This window comes from Microbulbifer maximicatervae (SeqCode) (genome assembly GCF_052468095.1).
Genome location: NZ_CP174332.1, coordinates 3,030,671 through 3,050,746 on the forward strand (window position 1 = coordinate 3,030,671; position 20,076 = coordinate 3,050,746).

Below are 20,076 nucleotides of genomic sequence, written 5' to 3' on the forward strand. Positions count from 1 at the left end.
AAAGATTAAGGGAATAGCACTGGATGAGTTTAAAAACAATTTCCAAGTAGTGAGCCACCTTGGCGACAAGGTGAAGGCGATTGGTAAAAGAGAGGAACGCTGGACAATTGGATACGCCGGATCATACCAGGCATTGCGGATAAAACCCTTTAGGAGTTCCTCCAACCCCCACAAATTTCAGAGCGACTGGCAACTCTACTGGGATATGAAGTTATATGCTGACGCAGTCAATTTTTTGATAAATGTCCCGACATTGAGGGGATGCCTTGGTATCAGAATGCAACCTTTCGAGAGGTCGGTAAATATGCAAAATTACGACCGACCATATAAACTTCTCCCACCCTAATTCAACTCATCGTTTGGGTTGTGCTCACCGACAATACGAAAGAAACCAGTTGCCTGAGCATGCTTCCAAAGTCACACACCGATACAAGAACTAGCTACCTCTATAATTTTATACAAGACAACAAATTAATATGCTTATCACTAGTGCCTGCATCACCCCGCTCCTTATACAGACTTGCCAAGCTATTCCTTTTGCTCAGTACAAGGGAAATTATTGAAAAAGATCTCTTTGGCGACTTGGAAGTAAAAGACCTGGAAGTGAAAGCCGGCGAATGCCTTATTTTCTCACCCCTAAATATGCACACATCCTATGCAAACACATCAAAAGATAAATCTAGATTTTCATTTGTCAGGGGGTGTACAGCAAATCACGTGAAAGTTGCTCCTTATGGCAAAGACAACATCTCAACCATGGAGGGCTTGCAGGAATTCACATTACCCAAAGTAGGTAATTTTCAGGTGTTTGGCAAAGATTCTTACGACTACAATGAAATTCTGGATGATAATGAGTCTACTTCAGAATCGGTGTTACCCCTTCTACTATGGGGCAATTAGCAGTAAAAGCGTTATTTCGGTAAGTTTGGTAATATAGTTTAAAGAAATATAAGTAATGTAGCTTCCTCTCAATATCCTAAGAAACTAGTGGCAGCACTAGCTTGAGCAGCCCCCCACACGACACTTTATCTTTAGCACTAAACTGTATATATTTCGACGAATATAGAACTTATGACCAAATCATGATGGAAATCGAAGAAGTAGCCAAATCGCTCAAAGAGCTGGGACACCCAACCCGCTTGTTGATCTACAAAAAAGTAGTCAAAGCTGGCCTACCGGGTATTCCTGTAGGCAACATCCAGGAGCAGTTAGATATCCCCGGATCAACCCTTTCCCACCATATTTCCAGTCTGATTTCGGCGGGATTGATCTTCCAGCGGCGTGAGAGCCGAACCCTGTTCTGCGTAGCCGAATATCAGCACTTAACTGAGGTTATTCAGTTTTTACAAGATGAATGCTGTCACGATGATTTCAATACACCGATAAAGTGTCCTGATATCAAGTGTGCGGTACCGGATCAGCACTGAACAATGTCGCTCCTGCTTTGGGCGACCTCTATCGATGACGTCCGAACTTTCCTCTCTTCACCCCGATAGGTACATGTAGGCCCTAAATTCTGCATTAAGTACCGCTAGAATGACCATTCACAGCAATAGCCAGCTTTAGTTGGCTCCCTTCCCTTGATACCTTTCTTAGATACCTCAGAAATAACTCGAACACACACCTTTACTTAACCCCTATATTTCCATTATTCTAGAAATACAGCGCACTCTAAATTGTGTGCCCCAGTATGCAAAGGCCAGAGGAAACCCATGAATAAGAGCCATCCAAACGCCATTCAGGCAGCCAATGAAGCGGTAGAGTGGGGGCTTGCCCATGGCTTGGCTTTCAAATCTAGTCGTGGCTCAGCGAGCCATGTGCCTTTTAGCCTTACCCCAAGTACTATCGCCCTGGAACGGTTTGAGACGTTAAAGAAAGCAGTACCCCTATTGGGAAAGCTGATCCATCAAGTCTCAGAAGATCACCAATTTCTTCACGAAGCTATCAGGCCTGTTGCACATGGAGACCCGTTTTTCGGTGCCTTACTCGCCATGCATGGTCAAATAAAAAATGCGCCCCGCCTCCCCCTCCTGATTATGAGAAGTGACTTTATGGACGATGTGAGCCAAGGACCAAAGCTCATTGAGTTCAATGGAATCGCAGCAGGAATGGGGCCCTTTGGGCAGCGTATTTACGAGTTGCACCAATTCATCCGCTCGCAAAGTCCTGAGACCTATTCCAATTGGTCCAATACTTCGAACGGCCAACCTATAGAGAACCCAGCAATTGAGCGACTCTCCCAAGGCCTTGCCGATGCGACAAGAGCCATCAAAAGCGAATTTGGAGATGGTGGCAGCCCAACATTTCTAATGGTGATACAGGAGTATGAGGACAATGTCTTCGACCAACACCTTCTTGAATATGCCTTAGCTGAAAAAGGCATACGTACGGTACGAAAGACCTTTCGCGAACTCAAAGCGGGCCTGGTAACAGGCCCCAACAATAGGCTCCTGCTGCAAGGAATAGGCCCTGTAGATTGCGTGTATTTACGAGCCGGCTACAACTACTGTGATTATGTCGCCAAAGACCTGGATAGCGAGCGCTGCTGTGAAACACTGATGCAATCGCGAATTTTGCTTGAGAGCCATCGGATCGCAATTAATGCAACCGTAAGCCAACAACTGGCTACCAGCAAGCGTGTACAAATGATCCTTTCGTCCATGTCAGTAGAAATGCTAACCGGATTCAATGTATCCCAGGATGAAGCGGTTTTAATCAAGTCATTACTTGGCGAGATGCAACCAATTTCATCAGAGACGATAGAATGGTTCAGTCAGCAGAACGCCTCTAAGTGGGTGCTCAAAAATCAGGGAGAAGGCGGCGGGCACTGTGTCTTTGGTCAGGATATCAAGCTGAAACTCAAACAGCTCTCAGTAGACGAATACCCTGCCTGGGCACTAATGCCACGCTTGAGCCCGCCCCCTAGAAGCAATCCCGCCCTGGTAGTCAAAGACTCTGAATTATATTTAGTAGGCGATTTAATCAGTGAAATAGGTATGTTTACGGTTCATTTCAATGGTCAACCAGCTACTTCAGAACAAGGTTTTGCCGGCTACTTAGTTCGAAGTAAATCCTCTCAGGAAATGGAGGGTGGCGTGCATAGCGGCAAGGGCGTTTTAGATTCACTGATATCCAATGTCGCCTGACAACATCACAAGCAATCCGTAAAAAGGATCTCTTGGCACCATAAATCACACTTCAAAGCTAATGAAAACACACTGATAAAATTCATTATTTCTATATTTCTAGTAATAACAAATTTAATTAAGGAGCTAAAACAATGCCCCCAGAGTTCGTATCCATGCTAGAAGAAGCTCTCTCTATGTTTGCTTTTCTTGCAGTTGAGCTGACAGTATTATTTTTAGCTATCAGCTACCTCGTTGGTGTATTGCAGCAGTACATTACACCGGAAAAAATCCAAGCGACCCTAAGCTCACGCAATGGCCGAGGCTACGTAATAGCCGCATTACTTGGCTCCATTACACCTTTCTGTTCATGCTCTACTATTCCATTTTTGAAGGGACTACTTCGCGCCCGCGCTGGTTTCGGACCAATGATGGTGTTCCTATTCTCCAGCCCTCTACTTAATCCGATTGTTATTGGCTTGTTGATCTTTACATTTGGTCTCAACGTAGCGATTTTTTATTTCACTCTAGCGATGACTGTGTCAATTTCTGCGGGATTTGCACTGGAAAAATTTGGATTCGAGCGTTTTGTTCGCGACGGTGTCTACCGAGACACAAATAGTAAAAATCCCCCTTCACCCAGTGAGAACAAAGGGATAGCCAATAATTTGGCATTTAATAATGGAGTCTTGGCTACAACTGGCGCAACCAATATAGCAACAATATCTTCTCTATCATCAGCTGCAAAAACTGGAGAAACTACATCCTGCTGTATCAATACTCCGGCAAATAGCTGTGATTCTGAGGGGGGAGTAGAAACCCAGAAACTAAATCGCTGGGTCATTATTTGGAATTCCACCTGGATAGATTTTAAAAAAACACTCCCCTATTTACTGCTCGGTATTTCTCTGGGATCATTCATTTACGGATTTGTTCCTACTGATTTGATCGTAACCTACGCAGGAGAAAACAAGTGGTACGCGATTCCAATTGCAGCTGTAATCGGTATTCCACTCTATATACGTGCCTCTGCTGTTATCCCTCTGAGTGCTGGTTTGGTGCAAAAGGGCATGGCTCTCGGATCGGTAATGGCACTAATTATCGGCAGTGCTGGCGCCAGCCTGACAGAAGTTATCCTATTAAGGTCCATCTTTAAAACCCAGGTGATCACAGCATTTTTAGTGGTGGTTTTAGGTATGGCTGTCACAGCGGGTTACTTGTACCCCCTTCTGTTTTAATTCCAGGTATTTTGTAGGAGACTAATGAACAAGATACACGACGCGATTATCATTGGTGTAGGGCCTATTGCAATTACTGCCGTTGCATAGCTCTTGTCGAGAAAATTAAAGCGCTTGGTGTCATAGAAAGGCATATCGGCCGGCAGCGCCATGCTGGAATGGGGCCATGTTCGGGTTTTTACACCCTGGCCCTATATCATTGATAAAGCAGTTGCTAACCTCCTTGATATGAATGGCTGGGTATATCCAAATAGGAAATACTTACCTACAGGCCGTGAAATAGTGGACGAGTATTTAGGTCCATCAGCCAAAACTTTGGAGCCAATTAATAAAAGTACTCTTATTTTATTTAGCTCCATAAAATTAATTGGAGATGATTTCCTTAATCAATTTATGGTGATAGATTTAGAGATGAAAGCTGGGGAGTGTTTGATCTTTTCTTCATTGAACTTACATGCTTCCCATTCCAATACCAGCGATAATAGTAGAAGGTTCTCCTTTGTAGGAAGATGCACTGCCAACCACATAAAGGTAGCCCCCTGCGGAAAAGGTTTATATTCAACCTATGAGGGACTTGTCGAATATGATACCCCTAAAATCGACACTTTTCAGGTTTTCGGCAATGATACCTACGGTTACAACGAAATCCTTAAAGAATAAACGTTCATTTAAAGCTTTGTCAGGTTTTGGGTATATGCTTGTCGTACCACCGGAAAAGATACGGCGAGCTTTGCCAACATCCGCACCAATATTTTACCTAATTACCACTCTTGCTAAGTCATGCGTAACTGTATATAAATACAGCTATCTCGTTGATCTGCAAGGGAATACGCCATGGCTCGCAACAAGGTACAGTTTCAGAAGGGTATTAGTTTGACCCAATTCCTCAAAATGTACGGCAGCGAGGAACAGTGCTTCGATGCACTGTCGCAGTGGCGTTGGCCCAATGGCTTTAGTTGTCCTCACTGCGGGCATGACAAGCATTGCGACCTCGCTTATCGCAAGCTTAAGCAATGTAACCGTTGTCGGCGTCAGACATCGATTACCTCTCGTACAATTTTTGAATCCACGAAGCTCCCCCTCACCACCTGGTTTCTCGGTATTTTCCTGATTACTCAGGATAAGAAGGGCATTTCCTCTATGGAGCTATCTCGACATCTAGGTATCTCTTACAACGCAGCATGGCGTATGAAGCAGAAACTTATGCAAGTGATGATGGAGCGAGACCAACGATACAAACTGTCCGGTTTTATTGAACTAGATGATGCCTATCTCGGTGGTGAGCGTACTGGATGCAAGCCCGGACGCGGAGCCAAGGGTAAAACTCCCTTTGTGGCGGCCGTTGAAACAACCAAGGAGGGACGTCCAACCCGTATTAAGCTCTCAATTATCAAGGGCTTCAAAAGCAGTGAAATTTCAACCTGGAGTAAAAAGTCCCTTTGCAGTGGCAGCACAGTCATCTCAGATGGCCTTCCATGCTTCAATGCCATTAAGGAGGCCGGTTGTGTACATGACAAAGTTGTTTGTGGTGGTGGCCGAGCTTCTGTTGAAGAGCCTGAGTTCTATTGGGTAAATACAGTACTTGGTAATTTAAAGAGTGCGCTACGTAGCACTTACCATGCTATTAGGCCGAAATATGCACAGCGCTATTTGGCAGAATTTCAATATCGCTTTAATCGGAGGTTTGATTTGTCGGCACTCATTCCAAGATTGATTTACGTCTCTCTTCGGACACCACCGATGCCAGAAAGGTTGCTAAAAATTGGCTTAGCATAAGTGGTAATTAGGATATTTTATTTAGCAAGGAATTTGAGCTTATAATCCGCCTAACAATTTCTGTCTTTCGAATCGTCGCCGCGCCTATTTTACGCCTTTCATCGGAATAATTATCTACTGTGCCGTTTATAATCGCATCAACTGCAGCTATCGCATCGGCAATACCCAGATTCATACCCTTGCCACCTACGGGAGAATGGCAGTGAGCGGCGTCTCCGACTAAAAGTACGCGCTGGGAGCGATAACTCTTCGCCTGCCGAATTGAAATTTGAAAACTACCGGAGCGATGGATATTCTTAATTTTTAGCGGCACATCTAGTGCTCCCAACGCATCTGGCTGGGTAGCAACTACTCTTAAACGCTGTTTACCCATAGGTAAAGTAATTGTAAATTGATTGCCGGGCCGCTGAATATCCACGCTAACTAAATCGGGATCACACTCTCCTTCTATATCCACATCAGCGACTCCCCAAGGTTCCGGCAAATCTGTACCAGAAAATGGAATACTCAGTTTCTCACGAATTATTGAATGAACTCCGTCAGCAGCAATTAACCAGTCAAAGCATTCGACACTGCCGTCAGACAGGGTAACTACCACCCTGTGATCACTAGAATCCACTTCAGTAGCAGCCACGCCATATTCAACTGAAACGCCTTGCTCAAGTAAAGCATCTCGCAAAATTTCCTCTGTGCGATTTTGCGGCAGCCCAAAGCCCACATACTCTTTATACGCATCGCCCCGGTTATCCAAAAATAACAGCGGCCTACCCGCTTGAAGATATTGAACTTTGCAGAGTCGCATCGCCTCAGATACCAAGTTATCTGAAACACCAACCTTAAGAAGGCGCCTGATGGTGCAGGGAAAAATACCGACTGCCCGAGAGAGTTCACTGGGCTTGGTACGGCGTTCAACTATTCGGCATTTGATTCCATAGAAAGACAAAGCACAAGCTGCCGCCAACCCCGTTGGACCCGCACCAACCACTAACACACGGTCTATATGGCTCACTGGTAGCATTGCACCCTGCCGTAGAACTCACTTCTATTGTAGAAGCCCGGGAAAAAGCAAGGCACGGCCATCATAGAAGTAAACACACCTGCTGTGATAAAATCGCAATTTCAAGGCACCCCTCATATGATCGACCTCAGTATTTTACCCGCCTTCTTGATCGCAGCGATTGTTCTAGCGGCCTCCCCTGGTCCTGACTTACTGTTAATATCTGCTTACTCTTCGGCTCGCGGATTTACTGCTGGAGTAATGATCTCGCTGGGCATTTTTACTGCTGGGATAGTGCAAACGGCGCTAGTTGCTCTCGGACTCGGACATATCATGCAGACGATGCCTCTGGTGGCAATGGTAGTAAAACTGGTGGGAGCCGTATATTTAGCTTGGCTTGGATTGTCACTCCTTCGCAATTGGCGTTCAAATAAAGTGGCACAAAATAACCAACCAGATACCGTGGCACTGTCGGCAGCACAGCTGATGGCCCGAGGCTTGCTCAACAACCTAATGAACCCCAAAGCCCTACTTTTCTTTAGCCTTTTCCTGCCTCAATTTACCGTGTCATCCCAGGCAATCACGCCCCAAATCCTTGTATTGGGCGTACTCTTAAGCATTACAGCGTTGGCTTTTAACACCCTGGTATCCCTATCGTTTAGCAAGCTGGGAAAATCTCTTGCTACACAGGCCAATATTCAGCGGCACCTGGATGGTTTTCTTGGAGTTATTTTCCTCGGCTTGGCCTCTCGCCTGGCTTTTGACCGCTGATTTTTTATAGTTTTATGGACGACAGGAAGCTTTCTGTGAAAATATAGCAGCAGTCAAAGTACTTTCAGCAGTCCAGCGGAGAGCTCAATGCGAATAGCGGTCCTGTCTGACATCCATAGCAATGTTTATGCCCTCGATGCCATTGTTGCTGATCTAAAAAAGAGAGGCGCCGATCTAACGGTGAACCTGGGTGATATTTTATATGGCCCTATTGCGCCACGACTCACCTATGAACGCTTAATGGAGCAAGGTTACACGACAATTCGCGGTAATCAGGACCGGCAAATATATGAAGCCACATCTACCGAAATAGAAAGCAACCCAACCCTGCAATTTATTCTGAAAGACCTTGGTGTTAAACCACTATTATGGATGAAGCAGTTACCACCCAGCTTACAAATCACCGATGAAGTCTTTCTTTGCCATGGAACACCCAGTAGTGACCTCATATATCTGCTGGAAGATACCAGCAGCGGCCGCCCCCAGATACGTTCCAACCATGAAATCCTCAACCTCCTTGGAAAGATTTCCTCAAAAGTCATTCTATGTGGGCATACACATCAACCACGCTGTATCTCTGTCAGTAGTGGCCAGCTGGTCTTAAATCCAGGCAGCGCTGGGCTACCTGCTTATACTGACAGTGAACCGCAACCCCATATTATGGAAACCTTTAGCCCCCATGCGAGTTACGCCCTGATAGAGAGAAGCAAAAATGGAGCCTGGAGCGCAGAATTTTTTAAGGTAAGTTATGACACAGATAAAGCTGCCCGAGCTGCTATTGCGCAAGGGAGAGATGACTGGGGTTTTTATCTGTCAACCGGAAGAGCCAGCTAGGTAAGTCAGCTTACACAGGACATTGGATCAAAAGGAAAGTCGCTAAATGGAAGATTATCGCCCTTGGGATGTGGAACTAAATACCTTCATAATGCTGCTTCATCTAAGTCAATTGGCTTGGATCGTAATTCCTGGTGCTGGTTTTGTTTTACCCATTATTATGTGGGCAACAACAAGGGACCGCTCTCAAGAAATCGATAAACACGGCAAGATGATATTTAACTGGATGTTAAGCCTGCTTATCTATTCTATAATTTCCGTCATAATGATATTTTTTGTTATCGGTATTTTGGGGCTGATTGCATTAGCAATAATCAATGTTATATTTATTGTGATTGGTGCAATCCGGGCCAATGAAGGCCTATTCTGGCGCTACCCACTCAGTATTCGGTTTTTTGGTTAATTAATTAACCGTTCTTTTCAGATGGAAAATCGGGAGAGCACCTCCCGATTTCCCTTGGCTATAAGCCAGTAATCTCTACAATTACTTTCAGCAAATTAGTGCCGATTAGTAGTAACCAGAGAGATCATCAGTGATAGGACCGAGAGCACGGTAAGCGTTTGAAACGTCTACGCCGTTTGAGCGCTCACCACAGGCCAAGCCACCACACTCGTACCAGTCAGGATCAGAGAACCAATCGTACTGGGTAACGTTTTCGCCGTATCTCCAAGGGTAAGCCATGATGGTAGAGAACTTGTTGTCTACACCGTGACCCATACCGTAAGAGTAAACGCCACCAGAGGTATCACCCTGCTTGGTTGAGTGAACCAGACCCATATTGTGGCCCAGCTCGTGAACGAAGGTGTTATAACCACAGTCAACGCCAGTTACGCTGTAAGCACGCTCTTTTGCGCTGGAGTACATGGTGCCATTGCTACCCTGTCCAACCCAGGCAATACCACAGGTAATGTAAGTATTGCCGTCGATTACGGTTTCTTCAGCTTTACCCAGGAAAACCACCATATCCGCCTTTTCAGAGGATCGCCAGTTATTCACAGTGTTGTGGAAGGTAATCAGGTCCAGGGTCTCTTCGTTTACACGAAAATCTGAACTGGAAGCTTGCCAGGTGTCTACCAGGTTCAACTGGATATCAACACCATTCCTTGAAAAGGAATTGTTGGCATAGCTGATATAGTTATCGATTTTGGCTGAGATATCACCGGTATACTCCGCAGCTGGTGCAGTGTACATAATAGCGATATCGACAGTATCGGCACTCGCAGCGCCAGAAACGGTCAGTGCTGCAATAGCAGCAGCCAGGCTTTTCTTCAGGTTCATTATAAGACTCCTTTTATTATAATAAGTAGTGCACACTCCTCCCCCAGCAATTAAATAAAATTGCTGCCCAAAGGAGTAACAATACGCTTTTAATACCCTGACTCGATCAAAAAGCTATCCCTAGCCTTTTAACCGCCTGAGGAGACGAGCCCCCGGTATCTGCAGGATTTTCTTGGGCCTTCCTTTGCCTGACTATTAACTCAAAGCATAATTACCTTGAATCAATTTCTTCTTATTTGAAGTCGTTTAGCGGAACATCGTCATCCGACCAGGTCTTTTCACGAGGTGCTTCCGAGGACATATCCTTATCGTGTTTCTCTACGTGGTTTTTAATTAATGCACCATTAGGCGCTATCCACGCATAACTACCCTGAGCTTCCATAGTATATGATCCGGAAGGTAAGTTTAGTTGTGCATAAACAGAATTTGCTCCGAGCGTAAAAGTTGCGCCATGCAGGCGAGTCATCCCCGGAAAATTTAATTGTAGGCTTTTGTTGCCGCTGGCATGCTCTTCGATACTGCCAACCTGAGCATCGTAATCACCTTCAATACCTGGCAAGTCAATGTCGACGTAATCACCAACAGTGAGATTCCGGAGCATATCAATATCCAGCTCGAGATAGGTTTCACCATTGAGATCTACGGGTAGGCGACCATTTTCATGAAGAGCTTCCCTGGCCAGCTCTGACTCAACCCAAAGTGCTTTTTCTTCATCACTTTCGAGGAGCTCCTCTTCACCCACCTGAACCTCCTCAGGTTTAAGCGGCTCTGCTTTTTGAGCAGATTTACTGATAGCTGGCTTGGGCTTTTCTAGCTCAGCGACTGGTTTTTGACCTTCAGATTGGCTTTTGGCCCAAACGAAATACCCTGCTGCCACTGCAATGGCGACGAGAGGAATTATTTTTCTCACAAGCTTTTCTCTCAAAATAATGCTACGTGCAACGGCAAAGCACGTCCTATCGACAGCTTAACCAGCCCTACCTCATGTTGGCATCTTTACGATTCTTAACATTCGATATTTAGTTGAGACGATCGATCCTAATTATCACGCAGCTTTTTTTTGGGAAATTTTTCACATAATTTTCATAAAAATTGAACAGAATCTAAATTATTTTTCAAAACTGTGGGGAACGTCGGAATTAAAGCAGACATATTTCACGAAAACCCTTTTTACACCAAATTAGTTCAAGCCAAATACCAGTGGCGAGATTCCCCCAAATACGATCAGGAGTCACCTACAAAAAACCAAAAAATAAGTTTCACAAGAAACAAATTTGGTAGATTTTTAAGCAGAATTAATAATTTCAGTGTACGAAAGGCAATAGAAGAAAAAAGTTGAAGCTCAAATTTCTATTCCATTTTGGAATGGAATTTTCTGTGAGAAAAAGTGAATATAAGGACAAACTGGAAAATCGTAACTAGGCAGGCAATTCAGACAATCTATTTATTCTTGGCTGGGTAGAGATAAAGCTGTGCGCAGTGACTTCAACGCACAGCAATTAATTGGCCAATGACGACACTGTTACTCAACTCGATAGCGCAACAACACCAAATTATCCAGGACTATGTTTTTTGACCAGATAAATTTAGCTCCACTGCCATAAAACTGTTCCCGAAAATTCATATACGCGTTTTTATTGTCCACACCTATCTGCTGCTCCGAGTACTCTGTCGCATAAGGCCAAGAAAGATAGCGATCGTCGACTTTCCAATTTTTCGGAATATCCCAGTGCAGAGAATAGACTTGTGCACCTGGTTTTGGGGGCCTCTCAGCACAGTCCGAGGAGGTTCGCTCTTCTCCCCGCTCTTTCAAGCACCCCAAATCATAAATAGGTGCTGTATAAAAAGTTTGTGCATGCCACTTTGAATTCGTCTTGGTACCATCTGAAAAGCTTGCAATAAAGCCACCGTCACCGGCATGGGTGCGGACACCTCTGTTACTCTCTGTGCCTTCCCCTAAGTTCTCCTCCCAGTCAACCGCTTTTACAGCGATATCGTAGGGTCTCTTCACCCTGAACTTAACCACACTGGAGTTAAACGGCGTAAATGGAACCGGATCAACAGCAACTAACTTGCCATTGATATATAGCTCAAAATAATTGTCAGCAAAGATATAACCGGTAACCACCTCACCTTCTTTGTCGATATCGACCACCGGTACCTTTGTAAGATCAATATCATCCAATGAGGATGGAGTGACCCCAGAGCACTGGTTATAGAGATCCGCAGCAAAGTACCGCTTGCTGTAATTCACTTCAGCCGGAACGGTAAAGGCTTTGCCCTCTACCTGCTTCACCCCCATTGGCGACAACCGGGAGCGACCGGAAGCACAGGAAAACAGGTTCTCCGTTTCTACTTTGGCAGAACCCCCAGCCACCGCCCCATTGCTCGAGTAAGGGTTTTCCAGAGACCAGGCATTTGCCGTAATCGATATAAGGCCCAGGAAGGCCGCCTGATATCGTTTTCCCATCGTTCCAACCTCCTTTCAAGAGACAGCTTTAGTCAGAAGCTCACCAAGCTGTAGCCCTATTAATCTGACAAGCTGCAAGCTTAATGATTTACAAAGTAATCAAAATGCACTTTTCACCTTCTATATAGAAAGCTAACACAGTAAGAGAGTAATAGTTGCCGGGGTCAACAATTCTTAACCCAGTAGCCGAGGCAGCTTTAAGATTATTTACACGAAAGGGGTAAAACAGAGGGGGGTTAACGGCACCCGGCCTTAAGCAGATCGGGTGCCGTTAAAGAAGGGCATTAAGCGGGCTTGGTTCGCACCCACTTATGATCAAAGAAACCGCTGACAAAGCCAGCCAACACTATAGCCATCAACAGTAGCCATATCAGCTTTTCCGGCTTATCACTGGGAGTCGGCTCTGCAACCTGCTCCAGCTTCTGGCCACTGACCTGTTGCGCAGCATTGGCGCTGCTAACCTGAGGGTTATCCAATACCTGGGCATTGGCCAGGGCCGCAAGGCCGAACCCTAGTGCCTGCTGATTGACGAATTCCTTGAACTTGTCATTGTCGGTAGCCACATCAAACTGATTTGCCAGCTCGGTGTAGGTCTCTACCATTTTCTCCAGGGTTTCAGGCTTCGCATCCCAATATCCCTTGCGCACCGCTTCCAGCATTCGCTCCAACATCTGGGCCAGGGCCTCGGCATTGTGCTCTTCGAAGAATTCGCGCATGTCCATTTCATATTTGTCATCCACGTAGACTTCAAACATTTCCTGCCATTGGTCGTCGCGAATAGTTTCCGGGGTCATTACTTCCCAGCCCCACATATTGTTGACGCGATCCAGGATAGCGGTAGCACCTGCGTAGCCGGAGTCCTGCATCGCCTCAATCCAGCGGGGGTGGAAGTAACGGCTGCGCATTTCCTGGTTAACGAACTCCGCAAGGGTTTGCGCTTTTACGTTATCTTTGCGACGCAAATTGGACACATACATTTCCGGCGTTGCGCCATCCAGATTGCGAACCGCCAGACCGATACCGCCAAAGTATTGGAAGGGATCGTCATTGGTCATCATGGCGTAGAGGTTGGTGGAGCGGGAAAAAATTACCCCATCAGTGCCAGACAGCACCTTGCCGTACAGCTCAACACTGCGCTGATCCTCGCTCCAGCGGGATTCATCTTTGCCATAGGCAAAGCCCATACGGCGCATATAGAGGTCAGCGAGCTTGTCATCCCCCTCCCAACTGTCAGAGGCCAGGCTGGCGGCGGCAAGGCCCGTTCCATAGTTGCCGCTTTCATTGGAGAAGATACGCACCGATGACAAATAGCGAGCATCCTCTTCACTGTTGCCGTCTTCCAACAGTTGCTGTTGCAATGCCTGGCTGTGGCGGTAGACAAAGTTATTGTCTTCTTTCATCTGCGCCACTTTATCGATGGCTTCTGCCAACCACAGCATCACGTTGGGGAAAGCATCCCGATAAAGGCCTGTCGCAGAGATTACGACATCAATACGCGGGCGCTTTAATTCCGAATAGGGAATAACTTCTGTACCGGTAACATTGCCCTGCTGGTTCCACTTTGGTTTTAGGCCCAGGGCGTGCAGGATCTGGGCTTCCAGGGCTCCCTGGTGGCGCATGGTTTCAAGGGACCACAGGGAGAATGCCAACTTGTCCGGGAAGCGGCCGTGCTTTGCATGGTAGTCAGCAATGGTCTGGTCCATCAGCTGTACACCAGCTTCATAGGCTTCCTTCGACGGCACCTTAGCCGGGTTAAAGCCAATCAGGTTGCGGCCGGTGGGCACCGCCTGCGGGTTGCGAATCGGGTCACCCCCATGGCTTACAGGAATATAGTTACCATCGAGTGCCGACATCAGGTTTTCCAGCTCGGCAATTTTGGCAAAGTTATCGGAGTATTCCCGGGCCTGATCCAACTGGGCCTGCAAGGGCTCAGGAACCTGCTCCAGCTCACCGCCCTCCAGGAAGGTATCCAGCAACTGGAACCCCGCCTGCGCTTCCAAAGCCACAACATTGCGCTCGTCCCGGGTTTGCTCTTCCGGCAAACGCAACCCGTGCTCCGCCTCATATTCATCCGCTGCGGTGATAAACCCTTCACCCAACATTTGAAGCATGGTGCTGGTGAGGTGTTCGGTCTTTGGCAACTGACCAAAACGATGGATGCCCAGCGGCTGGCTCATCTCTGCCAATTGACCCAAATGATCCTGCAAGCGGCTCAGTTGGCCATCAAAATCCGCACTTAAGGCTTCAGCACTGATTTCCAGATCCTTGAGCATATTGAGCTCTTCGGCCAGACCGATAATACGCTCTTGAGTATTGGCCCGGGTCTGCCCCTCAGACAATACCAGGTAATTGCCAATTAACTCGGACAACTCAGCCACTTCCGCATATAGGCCTGCTTTCGCAAAGCCTGGGGTCAAGTGGCTGATCATGGTGGCACGGCCGCGGCGCTTGGCCTGCATAGCCTCTCCCACATTATCGATAATGTAGGGGTAGAACACCGGGATATTTCCCAGGGCCAAACTAGGTGCATCGTAAACCGACAGGCCCCGCTCTTTGCCACTGAGCCACTCCTGAGAGCCATGGGTTCCCAGGTGAATATAGGCATCGGCACCAAAGGTTTCCCGCGCATAGAGGTAAACCGCCAGGTAGGCGTGGTTCACCGGGGTTTTCATATCGTGGTAGAGGGAAGAGTGATCCTTGGCATTGTCCGCGCGAACGCCTTGCGGCAACACAATCAAATTGCCAAGGGTCATCCGGGGAATAACAAATGCAGGCTCGCCGTTATGTTCGGCCAACATGGTATTGTCTTCCGGCTTGCCCCAACGCTCTACAATAGGATCCCGTACAGTTGCAGGCAGTTGGTCAAACCAGGCTTGATAGGTGGTCAGTGGCATCCAATCAGCCAGCCCTTTATCGATCAAGGCTGCGCTGTCTTCGCGACGATAATAGGGGCGCAACAACTGCCCGGCCCAATCGATAAGGGTTTTTGAATCCCTGATATGTACCTCATAGCCTCTTTCGCGCATTGCCTGGGCAATCGACTCAATCGAGCTGGGTACATCCAGGAAAGCCGCACCGATATTTTTTTCCCCGGGCGGGTAGTTCCAAATAAACGTTGCCACCTTTTTATTGGTGTTGCTTTGATAAGCGAGGGAGGCGTGATTCCAGGCGCGCTCTATCAAGGCCTGCATCTGTACATCCATCACTACTTTATTGCCGTCTTTACTAGCAGCGATAATCACCGGATCGATACTGCCAGTATCTTCAGGCATTACCAGGAAGAATGGTGTCAGGGATGGAGATACACCGCTGTTATCAGCAAAATATTCTTCTTCGCTGCCCTCGGTGTAATTGAGTGCATGAATAACCGGCACTCCCAACTTCTCAAATTCAGCGCGGCGCTTGCTGACATAGTGCAGGGAGCGGTAATTAATCATCAAGTCAACACGGGTATTGCCGCTTTCGGTTTGCAATAAGTCTGGATAGGAAAGCGGCAAGTCTTCGCCTTCAAAGAAGAAGGCGAAAGCCTTGGCACCTTTAGCCTCAAGACCATTCAACAGGGTGTCGACGACCTGCTGCTGCTCGTAATCCACCACGGAGCGATGGATAGCCACGGCAATCACTGGCTGCTTCTCAGCAGGCTTTAACCAGTCAAAGAAAAATTCCTCTTTGTCGGTGACAAGCTGCTCCAGGCGGGGATGATAAAAACCCACCTTGGGTACGATTATCGGTGCCGGTACTGAGCCACTGGAAAGGTCAAATACCTCTGCCGACAAAAATTGCATCATATGCCGGTAGTTTTTACGGCCCGCATTATTAAAATAAGCGGCAATCGCCCGATGCTCGGACTCTGCCAACCCCTGGTTCATGGACTTATTATCTGCATCCCCCAGGGAAATCACCGGAACTTGCGGATGCTTGGCCAGCATTGGCTGGAGCTTGCCAAACATGAAAGCAGAAAGCGCCGGGTTGATGCCATCCAGCATTATCAGTTCAGCGGAAGACCAGGCCAGGTCGATTTCCTCATCGCTTTTACCTTTGCTGTTAAAGATCTCCAGCTCAAAGGGTTGGTCTGCAGAGAGATCAGTCAGCAATGTACCTTTTGCCTTGGCCGTGTGGCTCGACATCATCAAGAGTACTTTGGGTTTATCACTGGCCTGGGCAAAGGTTGCAAAAGCCAAGCTCATCAATAGGCACACAAACTGTGCCCATAGTTTATTACGCACCACTAATTCCCCCCCGAAGCTTTTTCACCGGCGGGAGCTTCTTTACCTTCCCCTTCCGGTACATAAACCAGGCTGCCATCGGCCATCTGGTAAGCCACTCCCGCACGGGTGCCCTCCCCTGAGCCAATTTCCCCGGTGGATTTGTATTGTTTGATTTCCTTACCGTCCTTGACGATCACTTCCATATTGGGTTCGCCGGCATTTTTAATCACCGTGACCTTTTCATTGGAAAAAACGTTCAAGGGGTTTTGCGCAATGGCAATCAGCAGCGCGGCAATAATGACCAAAAACACATCGATCAGGTTCACCGCGCTCAGAATAGGATTCAGTTCTTCATCTTCGTCGAGGAAGCGCATCAGTCGGCCTCCTTCAGCTTGCGGATATTAATAAGCTCAGAGGCAAACCAGCGTTTTTTCACTGAGGCAGGCCAAAAGGTAATCGTGGAGATCACCAAGCCCCAGATCACAGCGGCGAAAGCAATAATCAGGTTTTCACTGATTCCCTGGATATTGCCATCGGCCAGCGCGCGAAGTGCCGGCCCCATGGGAATCATGGTGGCAATCAAACCCAACATGGGCGCGATCCGGGTAGCCATGCGAAGAAGTTCCAGTTTTCTCAACGCAAAAACTTCCAATTCGTCGTCACATGCCAAAGGATTATTCACGTAAAAGTTGTGTACTTGGTAGCCCGGCAGGCGCTCAACCCGACCTTGCTTCAATGCCAACCGATAGGCTCCGGCATTTTTGCGGCGAAGCATCCACAGTGAAATAAAGCGCCCAGCGGCATAAAGCGAGTAGATAAAAAGTACCAGGATCGCCAGTAATACTGGGGCCATAAACAGGTCGGCCACATCCGCCATTAAGGTCTCAATTGATTGAATATTCACTGCAAGCCTCCCAAGCCCCACTATTGATGCCGTTCACAAATTTGAGCGGAAAGTACCCAAAGAAACTTTTAAGGTCAAATTTAATCTAATTGATATTGATTCGCATTTACCTTTACATTTTAATAAGTATCCATATAATCTCGCTCCGAACTGGTCGACAAGACCAAGCGAAAGGGCAACCAGAGACCCTTAACGAGCAGACCGAATCAACGACATCAAGGAATTCACCATGAAACGTCGCCCACTAGCAGCAGCCATTTTGGGCTTAGCCTCCGCCTCAAACCTGTACGCAGAGACCCCGACCTCTCCGTCCAGCAATGAACTCGAGCTGATCGTCGTCAGCGGGCGCGCAGAAAAACCCCTGAAAGACGTTGCGGGCAGCGTTTCCGTGGTGACCAATGAAGAAATTGAGCAGCTTCAGCTCAATGACATGAACCAGCTGTTCCAATACGAACCTGGCGTTGAAGTAACTGGTGAGGCTGGCGGCGCACAGAATATTCTGGTGCGCGGCATGGGCGGTGACCGTGTACTGATTATCAAAGACGGTATGCGGGTGAACGAGGGTTATGGCGCCAATGGCCAAAACGACATTATTGGTCGCGGCTTTATTGAAGTGGACACCCTAAAGCAGGTTGAAGTTGCCAAAGGCGCAGCCTCCTCCCTGTACGGTTCAGACGCCCTTGCCGGTATCGTAGTATTCACCACCAAAGATGCTTCCGACTACCTGGAGGATGGCGAGCAGTTTGGCGGATCTATCAAGACCGGCTACAACGGCATCACCAGCCAACACAATGTTTCCCCTACCCTCGCCCTGCGCACCGGCAATTTTGAGCAACTGCTGCACACCACCTTCCGCGATGGTGAAGAACAACAGAACTACGACGAAACCCAGGACCCCTTCGAGATTGAATCGAAGAGCATCCTGTACAAAGGCAAGTACAACTTGGGTGGCGAAGACTTTATCAGTTTCAGCATTGACCACTGGAACCAGGAAACTGTCGGCGACAGTGCCGATGGCCTGTTGTATTACTTCCGCGGACTGGCCGACTACGGCTACAACATCGTCGCTGAACAATCTGTTTCCGACAAAGAGACCACTGCATACCAGCTCCGCTACCACAGCGAGACTCCAACTGCGATTTACGATCAGGTAAATATCAGCTTGTACAACAACAAGTCTGAACAGGAAGACGAGCAGTACGGCCAACTGGACATCAACGCCCCCATGTTCGGTGTGATCGAAATCCGCGATATGTGGGAAACCGGCCTCTACCGCCAGGACACTATCGGCCTGCTGTCCAACGCCAGCAAAACCCTGAATGAGACCCACACCCTGGGTTACGGCCTGGACCTGGAGCAAACCGAGAGCGAGCGTACCGTTCACCAATACCGTGAAGTTGCGGGTAGCTCCACTCTGGACTCCACCACCGAGAAATTCCCAGAAAACGAAGTGGCGCGCGCCGGCCTGTTTATCAATGACGAAATGTTATTCGCCAATGGCCAGCTGACCGTTACCCCGGGCCTGCGCTACGACTGGTACGAAATGGACCCGAACGGCGCATTGAAGACTGACGGCACCCCATTTGCCACCATTGAAGAAAGCAATGTTTCCTTCAACCTGGGCACTCTGTATCGAATCAATTCAAAGTTATCTGCCTTTGCCCAATATGGGCAGGGCTTTAAAGTACCGGCCTACGATTTAGCTTATATTGAGCACTACCTGCAGCCGACCTCCAGTTACATCTATGAGGTACTTCCCGCCGACGATCTGTCACCGGAAACCAGTGACACCTTCGAGCTCGGCCTGCGCGGGCACCTGGGCCCGGTAGCTTTCAGTACTGCAGCGTTTTATACCGAATACGATGATTTCCTGGAAACCACTTTAATTCACCAAGAATTTGTAAATGGTGATGACGGCAGTTTCTCCCATGTATTTGAACAGTACCAGTACCAGAACATCGAATCTGTCACCATCAAAGGTATAGAGGCGAGCGCCAGCTGGTACCTGTCTCCAACAATCGAGTTGTTTGCAAATGCCAGCTACCAGCGCGGCGAAAACGACACCACCGGTGAATACCTTACCAGCATCAGCCCACTTTCTGGCGTGGTCGGTGCAAGCTACAGCGGAGCCAAACTCTCCAGCCAGGTACTGGTGCGCTGGGCAGACCGTATGGAAAAAGTGAACGACGGCGCTACTGAAACTGCCGGTTATGGCACTGTAGACTGGACCCTGGGTTATCAGGTAATGGACTCCATGTCTGTGAACTTGGCGGTTAACAACCTGATGGATAAATACTACGTTCCCTACCTGAATGTTGCAGGCTGGGATGAAGGTAGCGATCTTTCTGTCAATGCGGCGCCGGGACGTACTTTCTCTGCGTCAATCAGATACGATTTTTAATTAACGAGTTTTACACTCTCCTATCTCGCAAATAAGTCCCTTGATGGCCGTACTCCCATGCGGCCTTTTTTTT

Annotated in this window: 17 protein-coding genes; 10 read left to right on the forward strand and 7 right to left on the reverse strand. The window is 47.6% G+C overall.

Annotated features, from left to right (window positions below; all coding sequences use genetic code 11):
- Positions 1-366: 366 nt before the first annotated feature.
- The 6 genes from ACJJIL_RS13030 (at position 367) to ACJJIL_RS13055 (ending at position 6,139) form a co-directional block, all read left to right on the forward strand.
- Positions 367-900, forward strand: coding sequence for a phytanoyl-CoA dioxygenase family protein (locus tag ACJJIL_RS13030; protein WP_445359906.1), 534 nt, complete (start codon positions 367-369; stop codon positions 898-900).
- Between the two features lie 182 nt (positions 901-1,082).
- Positions 1,083-1,427 (forward strand): ArsR/SmtB family transcription factor, encoded by a 345-nt coding sequence (locus tag ACJJIL_RS13035; protein ID WP_413665278.1) that lies wholly within the window; start codon positions 1,083-1,085, stop codon positions 1,425-1,427.
- A gap of 285 nt (positions 1,428-1,712) precedes the next feature.
- The gene (locus ACJJIL_RS13040; RefSeq protein ID WP_445359907.1) at positions 1,713-3,146 is read left to right on the forward strand and encodes a hypothetical protein; all 1,434 of its coding nucleotides are present in this window, start codon (positions 1,713-1,715) and stop codon (positions 3,144-3,146) included.
- A 134-nt stretch (positions 3,147-3,280) separates the two neighbouring features.
- Positions 3,281-4,363 (forward strand): permease, encoded by a 1,083-nt coding sequence (locus ACJJIL_RS13045; RefSeq protein ID WP_445359908.1) that lies wholly within the window; start codon positions 3,281-3,283, stop codon positions 4,361-4,363.
- Between the two features lie 150 nt (positions 4,364-4,513).
- Complete coding sequence (locus tag ACJJIL_RS13050; RefSeq protein ID WP_445359909.1) at positions 4,514-5,023, forward strand: phytanoyl-CoA dioxygenase family protein; 510 nt, start codon at positions 4,514-4,516, stop codon at positions 5,021-5,023.
- A gap of 174 nt (positions 5,024-5,197) precedes the next feature.
- Positions 5,198-6,139, forward strand: a complete 942-nt coding sequence (locus tag ACJJIL_RS13055; RefSeq protein ID WP_445359910.1) for an IS1595 family transposase — start codon at positions 5,198-5,200, stop codon at positions 6,137-6,139.
- A gap of 7 nt (positions 6,140-6,146) precedes the next feature.
- On the opposite strand, the gene ACJJIL_RS13060 is transcribed toward ACJJIL_RS13055, so the two are convergent.
- Complete coding sequence (locus tag ACJJIL_RS13060) at positions 6,147-7,148, reverse strand: FAD-dependent oxidoreductase (RefSeq protein ID WP_445359911.1); 1,002 nt, start codon at positions 7,146-7,148, stop codon at positions 6,147-6,149.
- 126 nt (positions 7,149-7,274) lie between these two features.
- On the opposite strand from ACJJIL_RS13060, the gene ACJJIL_RS13065 reads away from it, so the two are divergent.
- The 3 genes from ACJJIL_RS13065 to ACJJIL_RS13075 all read left to right on the forward strand — a co-directional run bounded on the left by ACJJIL_RS13065 (position 7,275) and on the right by ACJJIL_RS13075 (position 9,144).
- Positions 7,275-7,907 (forward strand): LysE family translocator, encoded by a 633-nt coding sequence (locus ACJJIL_RS13065; protein WP_445358627.1) that lies wholly within the window; start codon positions 7,275-7,277, stop codon positions 7,905-7,907.
- Positions 7,908-7,994: 87 nt separating this feature from the next.
- Positions 7,995-8,741 carry a metallophosphoesterase family protein gene (locus ACJJIL_RS13070; RefSeq protein ID WP_444916166.1) on the forward strand — a complete coding sequence of 249 codons (747 nt, stop codon included), beginning with the start codon at positions 7,995-7,997 and terminating at the stop codon, positions 8,739-8,741.
- Positions 8,742-8,787: 46 nt separating this feature from the next.
- Positions 8,788-9,144, forward strand: coding sequence for a DUF4870 domain-containing protein (locus ACJJIL_RS13075; protein ID WP_445359912.1), 357 nt, complete (start codon positions 8,788-8,790; stop codon positions 9,142-9,144).
- 105 nt (positions 9,145-9,249) lie between these two features.
- On the opposite strand, the gene ACJJIL_RS13080 is transcribed toward ACJJIL_RS13075, so the two are convergent.
- From ACJJIL_RS13080 to ACJJIL_RS13105, 6 genes are all read right to left on the reverse strand, one after another.
- A complete protein-coding gene (locus tag ACJJIL_RS13080; RefSeq protein WP_444905681.1) occupies positions 9,250-10,020 on the reverse strand; it encodes a zinc-dependent metalloprotease family protein in 771 nt (256 codons plus the stop codon).
- Positions 10,021-10,252: 232 nt separating this feature from the next.
- Positions 10,253-10,930 (reverse strand): protease inhibitor BamI-like protein, encoded by a 678-nt coding sequence (locus ACJJIL_RS13085; RefSeq protein ID WP_444905682.1) that lies wholly within the window; start codon positions 10,928-10,930, stop codon positions 10,253-10,255.
- Between the two features lie 612 nt (positions 10,931-11,542).
- A complete protein-coding gene (locus tag ACJJIL_RS13090) occupies positions 11,543-12,490 on the reverse strand; it encodes a hypothetical protein (RefSeq protein ID WP_444916165.1) in 948 nt (315 codons plus the stop codon).
- Positions 12,491-12,774: 284 nt separating this feature from the next.
- Positions 12,775-16,716 (reverse strand): cobaltochelatase subunit CobN, encoded by a 3,942-nt coding sequence (cobN, locus tag ACJJIL_RS13095; protein WP_445359913.1) that lies wholly within the window; start codon positions 16,714-16,716, stop codon positions 12,775-12,777.
- Between the two features lie 2 nt (positions 16,717-16,718).
- On the reverse strand, positions 16,719-17,072 hold the full coding sequence (locus ACJJIL_RS13100) for a DUF2149 domain-containing protein (RefSeq protein ID WP_444905685.1): 354 nt from the start codon (positions 17,070-17,072) through the stop codon (positions 16,719-16,721).
- A complete protein-coding gene (locus tag ACJJIL_RS13105) occupies positions 17,072-17,602 on the reverse strand; it encodes a MotA/TolQ/ExbB proton channel family protein (RefSeq protein ID WP_413665263.1) in 531 nt (176 codons plus the stop codon). The genes ACJJIL_RS13100 and ACJJIL_RS13105 overlap by 1 nt, the downstream gene beginning before the upstream one ends.
- Before the next feature lie 229 nt (positions 17,603-17,831).
- On the opposite strand from ACJJIL_RS13105, the gene ACJJIL_RS13110 reads away from it, so the two are divergent.
- Entirely contained in the window at positions 17,832-20,003 is a 2,172-nt protein-coding gene (locus ACJJIL_RS13110; RefSeq protein ID WP_444916163.1) for a TonB-dependent hemoglobin/transferrin/lactoferrin family receptor, read from the forward strand.
- Positions 20,004-20,076: the final 73 nt, after the last annotated feature.

What these genes read in the sequence shown, in the direction of transcription:
- ACJJIL_RS13070 (WP_444916166.1), top strand. Translation starts at nt 7,995, where the DNA reads ATGCGAATAGCGGTCCTGTCTGACATCCATAGCAATGTTTATGCCCTC.
- ACJJIL_RS13040 (WP_445359907.1), top strand. Translation starts at nt 1,713, where the DNA reads ATGAATAAGAGCCATCCAAACGCCATTCAGGCAGCCAATGAAGCGGTA.
- ACJJIL_RS13065 (WP_445358627.1), top strand. Translation starts at nt 7,275, where the DNA reads ATGATCGACCTCAGTATTTTACCCGCCTTCTTGATCGCAGCGATTGTT.
- ACJJIL_RS13075 (WP_445359912.1), top strand. Translation starts at nt 8,788, where the DNA reads ATGGAAGATTATCGCCCTTGGGATGTGGAACTAAATACCTTCATAATG.
- ACJJIL_RS13110 (WP_444916163.1), top strand. Translation starts at nt 17,832, where the DNA reads ATGAAACGTCGCCCACTAGCAGCAGCCATTTTGGGCTTAGCCTCCGCC.
- ACJJIL_RS13045 (WP_445359908.1), top strand. Translation starts at nt 3,281, where the DNA reads ATGCCCCCAGAGTTCGTATCCATGCTAGAAGAAGCTCTCTCTATGTTT.
- ACJJIL_RS13035 (WP_413665278.1), top strand. Translation starts at nt 1,083, where the DNA reads ATGATGGAAATCGAAGAAGTAGCCAAATCGCTCAAAGAGCTGGGACAC.
- ACJJIL_RS13100 (WP_444905685.1), bottom strand. Translation starts at nt 17,072, where the DNA reads ATGCGCTTCCTCGACGAAGATGAAGAACTGAATCCTATTCTGAGCGCG.
- ACJJIL_RS13050 (WP_445359909.1), top strand. Translation starts at nt 4,514, where the DNA reads ATGCTGGAATGGGGCCATGTTCGGGTTTTTACACCCTGGCCCTATATC.
- ACJJIL_RS13090 (WP_444916165.1), bottom strand. Translation starts at nt 12,490, where the DNA reads ATGGGAAAACGATATCAGGCGGCCTTCCTGGGCCTTATATCGATTACG.
- ACJJIL_RS13080 (WP_444905681.1), bottom strand. Translation starts at nt 10,020, where the DNA reads ATGAACCTGAAGAAAAGCCTGGCTGCTGCTATTGCAGCACTGACCGTT.
- ACJJIL_RS13055 (WP_445359910.1), top strand. Translation starts at nt 5,198, where the DNA reads ATGGCTCGCAACAAGGTACAGTTTCAGAAGGGTATTAGTTTGACCCAA.